We start from the raw sequence: 12,837 nt of genomic DNA, 5'->3' as shown, positions 1-12,837 counted from the left end.
TGTACCAGGCTAATCATCAGTGTTTAATTGGTTCGAAATTCGGGTCATCAAAATAGGTAGTGTAACTTTCGATTGCGCCCATGACTTGCACCGCGCCATCCCGCGCGTTGGCTTTGCTTTCCATTACGGTTGCCCCTTCCATCAGTTCGGCAATGATAAGGTGAAGCTGGGCATCTGCCTCAGGCTCAAGGTTGCAGTTTTCAACCATGTAGTTGACTTCATTGTTGATTTTTTTCGCCAGCACAGAGTATTTTTCATTTTCCAGCTTGCCAGAATGAATGGCGTCCAAATCCTTATGCATGGCGCTTCCGATGTTATTCATGGCGCGGCTGAGTGGCGCATCAACAGCCCACTTGTTTCCGTCGTTCAGTTGTAACTCCATTTCACCGTGGCCATGCTCATGTTCGTTATTGGCTGCTGCTGCCACGGTGGTGAATGCTGTCAGGCTGAGCGTCATGCCGGTGATGATTGCAAACTTCGAAAAACGGGATTTGATGTTCATGAAATGCTCCTTTGAGTACACCGTTTGGTTGGTTTGAAAGAAGTATCCCTGAATCACCTTAATATTCGCTTAAGGATGTACTTTACCGAAAAAATATCTGCAACCCGAAAGGATCGACCCTCTCTATTCTGAAGCTGCTCTGAAACCCACGGATACCATCAAACCTTCCCCGGCATCACTGTTATCGTCAAACTTCAAAGAAGCTCCGTGCAGGTTAGCTATGCGTTCTACGATCGATAGCCCGAGCCCACTGCCTTCTTCGCCGCTGCCAAGCCCGCGATAGAACCTCGATACCGCCAGATTCCGCACTTTTTCCGGAATTCCCGGGCCAGTATCAACAACACGAAGCATCACATGGTCAGCGGAGCGACTAACACGAACATCTACTTGCCCGCCCGCAGGCGTGTAACGGACGGCATTGTCCACGAGGTTACGTACAAGAATGGCAAGCAAGGTTGCATCACCCAGGACCACACCCTCATCGGCCGCCTCGAACCCCAGATCCACGCCCTTGCGTATCGCCACCTGAGCATGCGAAGCCACGCACTCGTTCACTACTGCAGAAAGCTTGAGCTGTTCTGGATTCGCCGGTGCTTGCTCTGAATCCACTCGCGAAAGCACCAGCAACTGTTCAATCAGATGAGCCGCACGGTCTGTACCACTGACAATCCTGTTTAGCGCATGCTCCAGCTGTTCCGGGTTGGGCGCAGCAAACGCTACCTGGGCCTGAGTTTTTATGGCCGCCAGCGGCGTACGCAGCTCATGAGCCGCATCGGCCGTAAAGCGTCGCTCATGCTCCAGTGAAACCTGCAAGCGTGCGAAAAGAGCGTTGAGCGCATCCTGCAACGGCATAACTTCCCGCGGCGTATCGGTGAGATCAAGGGGATCAAGTTTGTCTGGTTCACGCTGTTTTACTTCCCGGGTAAAACGGGACAAGGGTACAAGCCCGGCGCCAACCGACAGCCAAATCAGTATGCCGAGCGCAGGAACCGCAAAATACAGAGGATGCAACAAATGCCGCGCAATACTTTCTGCCAGTGCGTCGCGCAGTTCATAGCGCTCACCAACGCGCACGTTGATATCACCGGCTTTGTCCCACTGGCTATAAACCCGGTAGTTAATATTATTGATGGTGATGGTTTCGAAGCCATCACGCTGTGTACCCAGGCGTTCTTCAGGAGCTGTTCCTGAGTCGAGGAGCAGAGATCCGTCACGTTTCCAGACCTGCAGCACTGTGCCGGTATAGTCACGAATCTGTTGAGAGATCAGACCGGGGTTTCGTGAGCTGTCGAGATGCATCGAGATCTGTTCAGCTGCGTTAGCGAGCCGGGTATCAAGCGTAATGCCGATTTCACGGCGCGCATCGAGGTAAGTGAAGAACGCAGTCGCAATCCAGGCCAGCAAAACGGATACCGCAAGAATTGTAAACAGGCGCCAACGCAGCGACGATCTCATGGTGTGGTTTTCTCAATCATGTACCCGACACCGCGGATAGTACGGATCAGTTGCGGAGACAATTTTCGTCGCAGGTGATGAACAAAAACTTCTATTGCATTACTCTCGATCTCCTCTCCCCAGCCGTATAGCTGCTCCTCAATCTGTGCCTTTGACATAACTCTCCCGGCATTGAGTAGCAATGTGTGGAGAATGGCGAACTCACGTGCAGACAGATCAACCGACTTTCCAGACCAAAACACCGAATGACTGACAGGGTCGACCTGGAGTTCTCCCTGATTGATGACGGGGTCGGCATGCCCCTTGGAGCGGCGGAGTAAGGCCCGCAGGCGTGCCTGTAATTCAGAAAGATCAAACGGCTTTACAAGGTAATCGTCGGCACCGGCATCCAGGCCGGCCACTCGATCTTCCACGGCATCACGAGCGGTCAGAATCAGAATCGGCAGGTCTTTTCCACTTGCACGGGCTCGTTTCAAGACCTCCATTCCAGAAAGCCCCGGAAGACCCAAATCAAGTACAACGGCATCGTAGGTGCCTGTGGCCAGCGCAGTATCGGCCTGCTGCCCATCCAATACCCAGTCCACCACCAGGCCGGACTGTGCAATACCCGCAGCAATTCCGTCACCGAGTAAATTGTCATCCTCAACCAGTAGAATTTTCATAGGCAGTAACTGTAGATGGAATCACTTTGTGGGGTTTTGCGACCCATTTCGCAGCTCCACCATACCACCCCTCAGTCAAACTCACTCATCCGCCCAGTGAGGGAGTGCGCCTCCCCTATCTCCGCCCAATGGGTAATGCGCTGCTTGTCGCCATCCCAAAAGTATTTCAGGTGCGGCCCTTGCACCGGTATAGAAACCGCTTTTGGTTTAAACGCTGCGATACACTCACCGCCCGGGTGCCGAACGCTGTTATATAGCAGCCCGTTTGATCCTTTATTACGCCATCGGCCCGCAAATTTCTGGCTTAACCCGTAATCATCAGCGTCCGGATTATGCAGTTCTTCGAACTCGGGCCCACGGATATCGTGCATCCTCATCACTACGGAACCAATGTAGGCTCTCATGGTGAGCTCTATGGAATCTTCGTTGGCGGCAGATAGCTCGCGTTCTTTGTGAAAAACGGTCTCGCGAATAGCAACTTCTAACGAACTAGCCGCGTAGTAAACTCCAAAATGTCGGTCGGCAAAGCGGCTTCCAAAGCCCATATGCGTAAACGATGCCATCACCGGCGAGCTGCCAGGCCCGCTGATCCGGTCGCAGGGTTTCACCAGATGGATATCACCTGCTTCGTCCCGCAATCGAGGATTGGTCATGCTTTCAATTTCGAAGGCCAACTCAAATTCGTCTGGCTCGTAGATGCGTTCGAAAAGGTCTATGGGAGGATAGTGGCTGGGGATAATTCGGTAGGTTTGCCATTCGGGAAGGTGCAGCGGAGGGGTAGAAAACATCACCACCCTCGCTTGGCATCAAAATATTGGCGGGTCATCATCAGGTTCATCATGGAGCCTTGGGTCATGAACTCCATTGCAGACTTACCGCAGAAAGGTATTTCCGATGTTTTCAGGCGAATTCTTCGGTTTGCACGCTCATGGGTCGGGTAAAGTACCTGCAACGCTTTATAAATCCCAAGGATATAACTGATGCGCTCCATGGTGTCGTTAGAAAGCTTGGTTGGGTTCAGTTTGGAGTAGTTATAGAGCGTTGTTCTCGATGGCCCGCCGAGCAGCTTGCTTCGTTCCTCTGCACTACATCCCCACTCTTCCGTTATCCGGAAGAACCCTTTGAGGGCAACGCGTCCCTTTTCGGCCTCGCGGTCACTCTCTGTGTTTTTTCGCTCAACTACCGCTGTCATAGCTCATCACCTGCAAAGCTTGTGTTCATATATGAACAATATACTTAGTTCTGATCAATTATGAAAGCGCATGCTCAAGAGTGGTCTGTGTAATGAATTTTGGCATCGCAGCCTGTTTAATCGGAATAATACCGAAATGACCGTCTCTGCCTAAAAACAGGCCATGTGCAAGGGCCATCATTCGTTGGATAGTGGTTGTATCGTTTTTTCAGCACGTTCTGAACGAACTTCTGGAGCACAGTAAAATGGTCTCAATCAAAACCCTGCATGGTTCAGCTCAACTACTTTTGGACCTTACCAGCGGCGTTACCGATATTACGGAAACCATGCACCGCACGGTTGTGAAAGACGCCAACCCGCTGAACCGACTGCGTGATATTGCAGGCTTACCTCCCAAAGCGCGGCAAGGCCGAACCTACAGAGTAATTCAATCAACTACCTCTGTACTTCAGCGAGGCTTGCACACGTCTCTCGACAGGTTTTCCATGGTCGATGAGTCATCGCAGTTGCCCCAAAACGTGAAAGTAGCCGCTGCGCTAAACGGGGTCTGCGGAGATCATTTGGAAGCCAGTAATAATCCTCTGGCGATTACCATGAATTTCCGGAACAGCAGTGGCGAAAGAGTGCTGCCTAAATCCGCAAACCTGACCTCTGTGGTTCCGGATGCCAGCCCACGAATTCTCGTACTGGTTCATGGCTTGTGCCTCTCACATGAGTACTGGAAAGGCCATAGTGAAGGCAATCTGGGTACCGAATTGCAGCGTGCTCAAGGTTACACGCCCCTATATTTGAACTACAATACCGGGCGTCATATTTCGAGCAATGGCAAGGAGTTAGCAGAACAACTTCAGGTTTTAGTTGAGAATTGGCCCGTGGGAGTTGAAGAACTTACGCTAATCGGCCATAGCATGGGTGGGCTGGTTATCCGCAGCGCTTGCTGGTACGCCAGTGAGCGTGAACTGTCTTGGCCTAAGCTATTAAAAAATGCGCTTTATCTTGGTTCACCCCACCACGGCGCAGCCTTGGCCAAAGCCGGAAATCTGTTGACCTTTGTTATGAAGAAGTTCCGCTATGCCAGTCCATTTGCTCTAGCCCAGCACACAAGTGCTGGCATCAAGGATCTTCGGCATGGCAATTTGCTTGACGATGATTGGCAAGGCATAGATCAAGATGATTTCCACCCGGACTATCGCAAACCCGTTCCACTACACGAAGGTACGCGGCATTATTTTATCGCCGCAACCGTGGGTAAGCATGTATCCACCATACCCAGCACGATGGTGGGTGACCTTCTGGTTCGATTAGACAGCGCCAAGGGGCACCATGCTGACGATCTGAGAAGACTGCACATTCGTCCGGAAGATTATCGAGTGTTCGAAAAGCTGAACCATCTGGAGCTTCTAGACAACAAGGTGGTGCACGACCAAATACTGGAATGGCTGGCCTGATATCCTTGCTTTAAACACCTACCCAGTGTTCCAAAAAAAGCTCTCGCGCTCTTTTCGCCCTGCCGTATGTGCGTGTAATCGTGCAGATTCCTAATGAGTAGTGCTTGGTTTCTGGCACAAGGGCGCGCAAATCCCCTTCATCAACGTAACGCTGAACGTAGGCGTCTGGCATGAACCCGATGTATGCGCCAGATAGTATCATCGCTAATCGAGCTTCATAGAAATAGGAAATCGCCGCTTTGTTCATGTCGGCCAGTTGGGCTCCAACTTCCGGACTGGTGTGAATGCCTGCATGAACAACTTTGCTGGAGAGCACCTGATCTAGCAGTTGAGGCGATGGTTTTGCATGGTACAGCGGGTGTGTGCGGCTGCAGTAGAGGTGGCAGTCATCGACATAGAGAGGACGATAGTCCAGCCCGGAAAGCTGACGATGCTGGGGAATCAGGCCAATATCTGCTTCATCGTTCAAGACCATTCGCTCGATGTCGCTGAGGGACTTTACATCCAGCAGCACATTCACATCGGGCGCGGCTTTGGAAAATCGGGCAATCGCTTCCGAGAGCCCGGATTGCGGATCCATGCAAATGGTGTCGCTGGCGATAACACGCAGTTCACCAGTGAGACTTACATGCAGGGCGTTTACGCCTGAGCGAAAACCCTCAAGGGCCGAGAGCAGTGTCTTCATCAGTTCATAAACTTCGGCCCCCTCTTCTGTAAGTGAAAAACCACTGCGGCCGCGAAAACAAAGCTTGAGATTCAGCCGATCTTCAAGGTTTGCGATGTGCGTGCTAATGGTCGAGCGGCCGATATTCAACTCTCCCTCTGCTGCTGAAAACCCACCACTCTCAACCACGGCTTCAAACACTTTGAGCAGGCGTATCTCGTAATCCCCTACTTGCCCCAGTCTGACTTTCAGATCTTTTTTCATTGTTTGATCGCTCTCAACGTATACGCCTGATCATTTATGTTTATCACACAAATGCTCGGTCTTACTATCCCCCCACCTAGATGACTCTCTTTTTAGTAGGTTGTGGAGCTCTGTATGACGTTAAAACTGAATCAGCCCGATCTGTTCCGGGATCGCGCTTTCATCAATGGACAGTGGGTCCAGGCTAATAAATTACGTTTGTTTCCTGTTTTTAATCCCAGTACCGGCGCCACGATTGGTTCCGTTCCAGACTTAGGAGCAGACGAAACCCGTATTGCGATCGACGCTGCCGAAAAAGCACTGAAACCTTGGCAGGCCCTAACAGCGAAAGAACGCTCCATCCTTCTGCGTAACTGGTTCAATCTTATCCTTACGCATCAGGATGATCTTGCCACTATCATGACCAGTGAACAGGGAAAGCCCTTTGCAGAAGCGAAGGGAGAAGTCGCCTATGGTGCCTCCTTTGTTGAATGGTTTGCAGAAGAAGCCAAGCGCATATACGGCGATGTAATTCCTGCCCATGGCCCGGACAAGCGACTGGTGACCATCAAGCAACCCATAGGTGTGGTTGCTGCGATCACGCCCTGGAACTTCCCTATTGCCATGATCACCCGCAAAGTTGCACCAGCTTTGGCTGCGGGCTGCACCGTAGTCATCAAACCGGGCGAAGATACGCCGCTTTGTGCGCTTGCGCTGGCCGAGCTAAGCCTTCAGGCCGGAATTCCAGCTGGCGTTCTGAACGTTGTAACTACGCTTCAAGCTCCGGAAGTTGGTCGCACACTGTGTGAGGATTCCCGTGTGCGCAAGCTCTCATTCACTGGCTCTACGCCGGTCGGCAAACTGCTGATGCGTCAGTGCGCAGATACCGTAAAGAAGGTCTCTTTAGAATTAGGGGGTAACGCGCCTTTTATTGTTTTTGATGATGCTGATCTGGATTCGGCCATTGCTGGGTTGATGGCCTCTAAGTTCCGCAACGCAGGACAGACCTGCGTATGCACCAACCGTATTCTGGTTCAAGACGGTATTCACGATCTGTTTATTGAAAAGCTGAACACGGCTGTGCACAACCTAACCGTTGGAGATGGCTTTGGTGAGGCCGTTAACATTGGCCCTCTGATTAATGATAAAGCAGTCAATAAAGTACACGGCTTGGTTGAGGAAGCGCTTGCCAAGGGTGCGAAAATTACTCAGCAGAATACCGCCGTTCCGGACCACTCTAACTTTTACCCGCCCACCGTGTTGACCGGTGTAACCACCAGCATGTCTATCGCAACGGAAGAGATTTTCGGCCCTGTGGCGACGGTGTTCCGGTTCAGTGAGGAATCGGAAGCTGTGGCGTTGGCAAACGATACGCCTTTTGGCCTTGCAGCTTATTTCTACAGCCGCGATATCGGCCGGGTCTGGCGCGTTGCCGAGGCACTCGAGTTTGGCATGGTCGGAATCAACGAAGGCATTATTTCCACAGAAGTCGCGCCTTTTGGCGGCATCAAGGAATCCGGCATTGGCCGTGAAGGCTCACGCTACGGCATCGATGATTTTGTTGAAATCAAATACTTGTGCATGGGCGGCATTCGCTGAAGCGCCCCACAAACAAGGAGAAACCAGTCATGAACCAGAAGACAGCCGTCATGAATCAGGAGACTACAGCCGTGACAAATGAATCCCTGCATATCCGTCGCGCCGCAGCCATGGCTCAAGGTCAGGGTGCATTGCATCCGGTATACGTAAACAAAGCGCTCAACGCTGAAATATGGGACGTGGAAGGCAATCGATTTATCGATCTGGGCGCTGGCATTGCCGTTAGCAATACGGGCCATAGCCACCCACGCATTCAGGCTGCTGTCCAGGCGCAGTTAGAGCGCTTCAGCCATACCTGCTTGATGGTCACACCCTATGAATCTGCAGTCGAGCTAGCCGAAAAACTCAATGCCATAGCGCCGGGAAATACTCCAAAGAAAAGCATCTTTGTAACGACTGGCGCTGAAGCTGTTGAAAACTGCGTAAAAATTGCACGTTCATACACAGGGCGCCCCGGCGTTATTGCCTTCAAGGGCGGTTTTCATGGCCGTACCAACCTGACAATGGGGCTGACAGGTAAGGTTAAGCCTTACAAAGTTGGGTTTGGGCCTTTCCCTGGCGAGATCTACCATGCGCCCTTCCCTAATGCTTATCACGGCGTCTCGGTTGAAGAGTCGTTGCGAGCTCTTGACGATCTGTTCGTATGCGATATCGAGCCCAATCGGGTCGCCGCCATTATCGTCGAGCCTGTTCAGGGTGAAGGTGGCTTCTACCACGCCCCCGCAGAATTCCTGCGGGCCCTGCGCCAGCGTTGTGATGAGCACGGTATTTTGCTGATTGCCGATGAAATCCAGACCGGCTTTGCCCGTACGGGCAAGATGTTTGCCATCCAATACGCCAATGTTGAGCCGGATCTGATGACAATGGCCAAAGGCATTGCCGGTGGCTTCCCGATCGCTGCTGTGGTGGGTAAGGCTGACATTATGGATCAGCCTGCGCCCGGTGGTCTTGGGGGTACCTACGGCGGCTCCCCGATCGGATGCGCAGCTGCGCTTGCTGTGCTTGATATTATTGAGGAAGAACAGCTATGTGAACGTGCGTTGCAGGTTGGCGAAAGGCTTACTGGGCGCCTCCGGCAGCTGCAATCACGCTATCCACAACGAGTTGGAGATGTGCGCAATCTGGGTGCCATGATCGCTATGGAGCTGGTGGTTGACGGCGATGTTAATCGGCCCGATCCCGAACTGACCGCAGCCGTGGTTTCCGAGGCTGCCAAAGCAGGGGTGATTCTGCTGTCCTGCGGCATTCGTGGCAACGTGATTCGTTTCCTGCCGGCCCTGACGATCAGCGATGCATTGATTGATGAGAGTATGGATATTCTCGATGCGTGCTTTTCCGCCCTTAGCGGAAGCAGCCGTTAATCCAGCTGAATGCACATTTGGCGCCCTCGGGCGCCTTTGCTTTTTCTACTCTCCGCGCTGCAGAAAGTTTGCCATCCAGTGAGCAATGGCGGTGGAATCCGTGGCTGCCGATGGCAAAGTTAGGCCCTCCAAAGCCTGATCTGCCTTATCTTTGGGGACAGGCTTGCCCCGCAGGTGTTCAACAAGGCGTGTTTCAAAGGTGACATCAAACTCTGGGTGCGCTTGAAAGGTCAGGATACGGTCATCGTACTGCAATGCAGCAAAAGGACAGAACGGCGAATGGGCCAATACCTTTGCTGACTCAGGTTTTACCAAAACCTGATCCTGATGCATTGCACTGAGGGTGAAGCCGGTCATGCCCGCACCAACTTCCCCGGTGTCTGGAACCAATTCGTAACGGTGCAGACCTACTCCCCAGCCACCCGGATCCTTATTAACGTTACCGCCAAACGCCTCTGCAATGATCTGATGTCCAAAACAGATACCCACTGTGGGCAAATCGGCCTTGTAGATTTCGAGGATCAGCGATTTCAGCCGCCGCATCCAAGGAAGATCCTCATAAACGTTGGCTTTTGACCCTGTCACTATCCAAGCATCGCAATCCTTGGCCGAAGCCGGAAAATCATCGTCGCGAACGTCGAAGGTAAGGTACTCAAAGGTATAGCCAGCCCGCTTGAACAGGCGTTTGAACATTTCGGCATAGGAGCCGAACTCAGGAAGCAGGTCGTCAGGCGTGATGCCAGCGGCAAGAATGCCAACTTTTAAACTCATTCGGGTTCCTCAGGCTTAAAACAGCCCCACGTAAGCGTTATGACTGTCATGTGCATCCCTTGAGGTTGCTGACCTGTCGACCGGATATCATACGCTCTCCGCCAGAATTAATGCCATCAAATCAGCTGCCGGTAGTTCTCGCGCCAAAGGTGCGCCTTGCCCTGCCCAGTGCGCAGCGAACTCGTGGTTTCCAAGCATGGAGGCTGCCCCGTTTAGACGCTTAGCAGCATCATATGCAACGGGATAGTCTGCAGGCGGCGGGCTATCTTTGGCTTCACCAAATGAAATAAGCCGATTGACGATTCCTCGCGCAGGTCGCCCAGAGAGCACTTTCGTTAATCGTGTTTCTGCTGCTCTCTCGCTTTTCAGCGCTACCCGATACCCTTCATTTGCCGCAGACTCCGGGCATAATACAAATGCTGTACCGAGTTGTACGGCAGCCGCACCTGATGCCAACGCGGCTTTCATCGCGAAACCATCCATTATTCCACCGGCTGCGATAATCGGCAGGGTTGTCTGCTGCAATAACAACCGCACAAGCGCTAGAGTGCTCAAGCTTTCATCCGTTGCGTCAGGATTAAAAGTTCCTCTGTGTCCACCCGCTTCAATACCCTGTGCCACAATCGCATCAATTCCTGCGGCCTCAATCTTCGCAGCTTCCGCCCGGCTCGTCGCTGTCGCCATGGTATATATCCCCGCCCGTTTCAGTGCAGCAATGCAGTCAGCCGATGGCGTACCAAAGTGAAAACTGACAACTGCGGGTTTCAGTTCAAGCAGCAAGTCGAGTGTTTCGTTATCCCCAACAAACGATGTGTAGATTTCACTGAGTGTGTCTGGTGGCTCTATACCCGCCTCGGCAAACAAAGGCGCCAGATAACGTACCCAGGTCTCCTCTATCGCTGCATTACGTTGTGCAGGCTGATGGCAAAACACATTCACGTTGAAGGATCCGGAGGTCAGAGCCTGAGTCTGCTCGATCATTGAGCGAGCTTGAGCAGGTGTACTGGCACCGATTCCCAGAGAGCCCATGCCACCTGAATTGGTCACAGAGGCCGCGAGTTCAGGTGTGGATAGGCCAGCCATTGGTGCTTGAATGATCGGGTAGGCAATACCTAATCGTTTCAATAATCTTTCACGAGTATTCACAAAGGTCTCCTTGTCGGATGCAGGCTATGAACCACAGGCTGTCCGGAAAACGGGTCAGTTGCACCATGCTGTCCGGAAAAACAAACATATATGTCTGGCTATCCGGACAGTCTAATGGTGGAAAAAAAACAAAGTCAAAATAAACAATCAGTTAAAGGTTTGGTGCGTTTATTGCTGCTATAAGCACTGCTGAAAATGCATACACCAAGTACGATGCCATAATCGTAGGCACTCACCATACGATTCGAGACACTGAGAACAATTACGTTCAACCCAAAGAGCTTATAAATCAGGCCCACCTCAGTTCACCGGTCCCGATTTTCTCATTTTGGGACATCAGTATCGGGGCGAAGGAAGCTTTGGGCGGTTTTACCATTTCCGCGTATCAGGAAGGTCTTACCGGTGCCCGCTTGGCTTCATTAATACTCAACGGCATACAGCCAGATCGTATACCGCAGATTAAGTCTCTGAGTGGGCATTATGTATACAGCAAAAGCGGAATGGCGCACTGGAACATTGAACTCTCGCCGTTAGTTGCTAGCCAGGCAAATTTTATCGAGTAACGCCTCAGCGGTTTTTACCGGCGTCTTTGACAAACCGCTAATAACAGGCAAAGGTTCAGAGGTATAGCATGTTCGAAAGCCAAGGAGCGTTTGAAGCGTGTTCCATGCCTCTGACCATTAATGAGGTCACAGGAAATACGCATGCTCCCTAATCGGATACACCGTGGGATTTTCGCGAATGACCTTTGCACGCATTGCCGGCACTGGCTCCTACTTGCCAGAGAACATTGTTACCAACAAAGACCTTGAAAACATGGTTGATACCACGGACAAGTGGATCCGTGAACGCACCGGTATTGAGCAACGGCATATTGCCGTTGAAGGCCAAACAACTGTAGATCTTGCCGAACAGGCGGCGCTCAATGCGATTGAAGCAGCTGGAATCGACGCCAGCGATATTGATTTGATCATTTTTGCCACTTCCACCCCGGACAAGATTTTTCCTAGCTCTGCCTGCATTCTACAAGCTAGGCTGGGTATACGTGGCTGCCCCGCTTTCGACATACAGGCCGTATGCAGTGGCTTTGTCTACGCTCTCTCGGTTGCCGACAAGTTCATAAAGACCGGAAGCAGTAAAAAAGCTCTGGTTATCGGAGCGGAAGTCTTCTCCCGAATCATAGACTGGTCAGACCGCGGTACCTGCGTGCTTTTCGGAGACGGCGCGGGTGCGGTGATTCTCGAGGCCCATGAAGAGACAGGTATTCTATCCACGCACATTCATGCAGACGGCCGGTACGAAAAACTTCTCCATGTCCCCTGCGGTATTGCCGATGGCTACGATCAGGTAAAAGCCGGGCTGGCCTTCGTCGAAATGAAAGGTAACGAAGTCTTCAAGGTTGCCGTGAACACTCTGGGTAAAATTGTGGACGAAACCCTTGCTGCCAACCAGATGAAAAAGTCTGATATTGACTGGCTGGTGCCCCATCAGGCCAATCTGCGGATTATTTCCGCCACAGCAAAAAAGCTGAATATGTCCATGGATCAGGTGGTCGTTACGGTTAACGAGCACGGCAATACCTCGGCCGCATCTATTCCTCTTGCTTTGGACGTTGCGGTAAGGGACGGACGCATCCAGCGTAATGAAGTTCTTCTGCTTGAAGCGTTTGGGGGTGGATTTACCTGGGGTTCAGCGCTGCTGCGTTATTGATCGGCGTTGTTAAAAAGCTCCCTGTACGGACTGATTGCTTTTGTTCCAAGTGGGTATATTTCTCAGGATGAGTCGGCTACACTG

12 protein-coding genes are annotated in these 12,837 nt (G+C 51.9%); 4 read left to right on the top strand and 8 right to left on the bottom strand.

Annotated elements, in window-relative coordinates:
* Positions 1–16: 16 nt before the first annotated feature.
* From FE845_RS10995 to FE845_RS10975, 5 genes are all read right to left on the bottom strand, one after another.
* On the bottom strand, positions 17–502 hold the full coding sequence (locus FE845_RS10995; RefSeq protein ID WP_200364468.1) for a hypothetical protein: 486 nt from the start codon (positions 500–502) through the stop codon (positions 17–19).
* Positions 503–625: 123 nt separating this feature from the next.
* Positions 626–1,957, bottom strand: a complete 1,332-nt coding sequence (locus tag FE845_RS10990) for an ATP-binding protein (RefSeq protein WP_200364466.1) — start codon at positions 1,955–1,957, stop codon at positions 626–628.
* Entirely contained in the window at positions 1,954–2,619 is a 666-nt protein-coding gene (locus tag FE845_RS10985; RefSeq protein WP_200364463.1) for a response regulator transcription factor, read from the bottom strand. The genes FE845_RS10990 and FE845_RS10985 overlap by 4 nt, the downstream gene beginning before the upstream one ends.
* A 71-nt stretch (positions 2,620–2,690) precedes the next feature.
* Entirely contained in the window at positions 2,691–3,407 is a 717-nt protein-coding gene (locus tag FE845_RS10980; protein WP_200364461.1) for an RES family NAD+ phosphorylase, read from the bottom strand.
* Positions 3,407–3,811, bottom strand: a complete 405-nt coding sequence (locus FE845_RS10975; protein ID WP_200364459.1) for an antitoxin Xre-like helix-turn-helix domain-containing protein — start codon at positions 3,809–3,811, stop codon at positions 3,407–3,409. Before FE845_RS10975 ends, FE845_RS10980 begins: the two co-directional genes overlap by 1 nt.
* A gap of 245 nt (positions 3,812–4,056) precedes the next feature.
* On the opposite strand from FE845_RS10975, the gene FE845_RS10970 reads away from it, so the two are divergent.
* Entirely contained in the window at positions 4,057–5,259 is a 1,203-nt protein-coding gene (locus FE845_RS10970) for an esterase/lipase family protein (RefSeq protein ID WP_200364457.1), read from the top strand.
* 10 nt (positions 5,260–5,269) lie between these two features.
* Here FE845_RS10970 and FE845_RS10965 read toward each other — a convergent pair whose 3' ends face one another.
* Positions 5,270–6,187 (bottom strand): LysR family transcriptional regulator, encoded by a 918-nt coding sequence (locus tag FE845_RS10965; protein ID WP_200364455.1) that lies wholly within the window; start codon positions 6,185–6,187, stop codon positions 5,270–5,272.
* A 114-nt stretch (positions 6,188–6,301) separates the two neighbouring features.
* On the opposite strand from FE845_RS10965, the gene FE845_RS10960 reads away from it, so the two are divergent.
* Positions 6,302–7,765 (top strand): NAD-dependent succinate-semialdehyde dehydrogenase, encoded by a 1,464-nt coding sequence (locus FE845_RS10960; protein WP_200364453.1) that lies wholly within the window; start codon positions 6,302–6,304, stop codon positions 7,763–7,765.
* 29 nt (positions 7,766–7,794) lie between these two features.
* Entirely contained in the window at positions 7,795–9,126 is a 1,332-nt protein-coding gene (gene gabT / locus FE845_RS10955) for a 4-aminobutyrate--2-oxoglutarate transaminase (RefSeq protein WP_413785080.1), read from the top strand.
* A gap of 45 nt (positions 9,127–9,171) precedes the next feature.
* On the opposite strand, the gene FE845_RS10950 is transcribed toward gabT, so the two are convergent.
* On the bottom strand, positions 9,172–9,897 hold the full coding sequence (locus tag FE845_RS10950; RefSeq protein ID WP_200364451.1) for a glutamine amidotransferase-related protein: 726 nt from the start codon (positions 9,895–9,897) through the stop codon (positions 9,172–9,174).
* Positions 9,898–9,984: 87 nt separating this feature from the next.
* On the bottom strand, positions 9,985–11,043 hold the full coding sequence (locus tag FE845_RS10945; protein WP_200364449.1) for an NAD(P)H-dependent flavin oxidoreductase: 1,059 nt from the start codon (positions 11,041–11,043) through the stop codon (positions 9,985–9,987).
* Positions 11,044–11,784: 741 nt separating this feature from the next.
* Here FE845_RS10945 and FE845_RS10935 point away from each other — a divergent pair.
* A complete protein-coding gene (locus FE845_RS10935) occupies positions 11,785–12,753 on the top strand; it encodes a beta-ketoacyl-ACP synthase III (RefSeq protein WP_200364447.1) in 969 nt (322 codons plus the stop codon).
* The last annotated feature ends 84 nt before the right edge of the window (positions 12,754–12,837 follow it).

The sequence above is a fragment of the Marinobacter sp. 1-4A genome, assembly GCF_016597725.1.
GTDB lineage: Bacteria > Pseudomonadota > Gammaproteobacteria > Pseudomonadales > Oleiphilaceae > Marinobacter.
The sequence above is the reverse complement of the archived record's forward strand: the minus strand, read 5'-3'. Positions and strand labels throughout refer to the sequence as shown.

Coding starts and splice junctions, on each gene's coding strand:
- FE845_RS10960 (WP_200364453.1), top strand. CDS start 6,302: ATGACGTTAAAACTGAATCAGCCCGATCTGTTCCGGGATCGCGCTTTC.
- gabT (WP_413785080.1), top strand. CDS start 7,795: ATGAACCAGAAGACAGCCGTCATGAATCAGGAGACTACAGCCGTGACA.
- FE845_RS10980 (WP_200364461.1), bottom strand. CDS start 3,407: ATGTTTTCTACCCCTCCGCTGCACCTTCCCGAATGGCAAACCTACCGA.
- FE845_RS10965 (WP_200364455.1), bottom strand. CDS start 6,187: ATGAAAAAAGATCTGAAAGTCAGACTGGGGCAAGTAGGGGATTACGAG.
- FE845_RS10985 (WP_200364463.1), bottom strand. CDS start 2,619: ATGAAAATTCTACTGGTTGAGGATGACAATTTACTCGGTGACGGAATT.
- FE845_RS10935 (WP_200364447.1), top strand. CDS start 11,785: ATGACCTTTGCACGCATTGCCGGCACTGGCTCCTACTTGCCAGAGAAC.
- FE845_RS10990 (WP_200364466.1), bottom strand. CDS start 1,957: ATGAGATCGTCGCTGCGTTGGCGCCTGTTTACAATTCTTGCGGTATCC.
- FE845_RS10995 (WP_200364468.1), bottom strand. CDS start 502: ATGAACATCAAATCCCGTTTTTCGAAGTTTGCAATCATCACCGGCATG.
- FE845_RS10970 (WP_200364457.1), top strand. CDS start 4,057: ATGGTCTCAATCAAAACCCTGCATGGTTCAGCTCAACTACTTTTGGAC.
- FE845_RS10975 (WP_200364459.1), bottom strand. CDS start 3,811: ATGACAGCGGTAGTTGAGCGAAAAAACACAGAGAGTGACCGCGAGGCC.
- FE845_RS10950 (WP_200364451.1), bottom strand. CDS start 9,897: ATGAGTTTAAAAGTTGGCATTCTTGCCGCTGGCATCACGCCTGACGAC.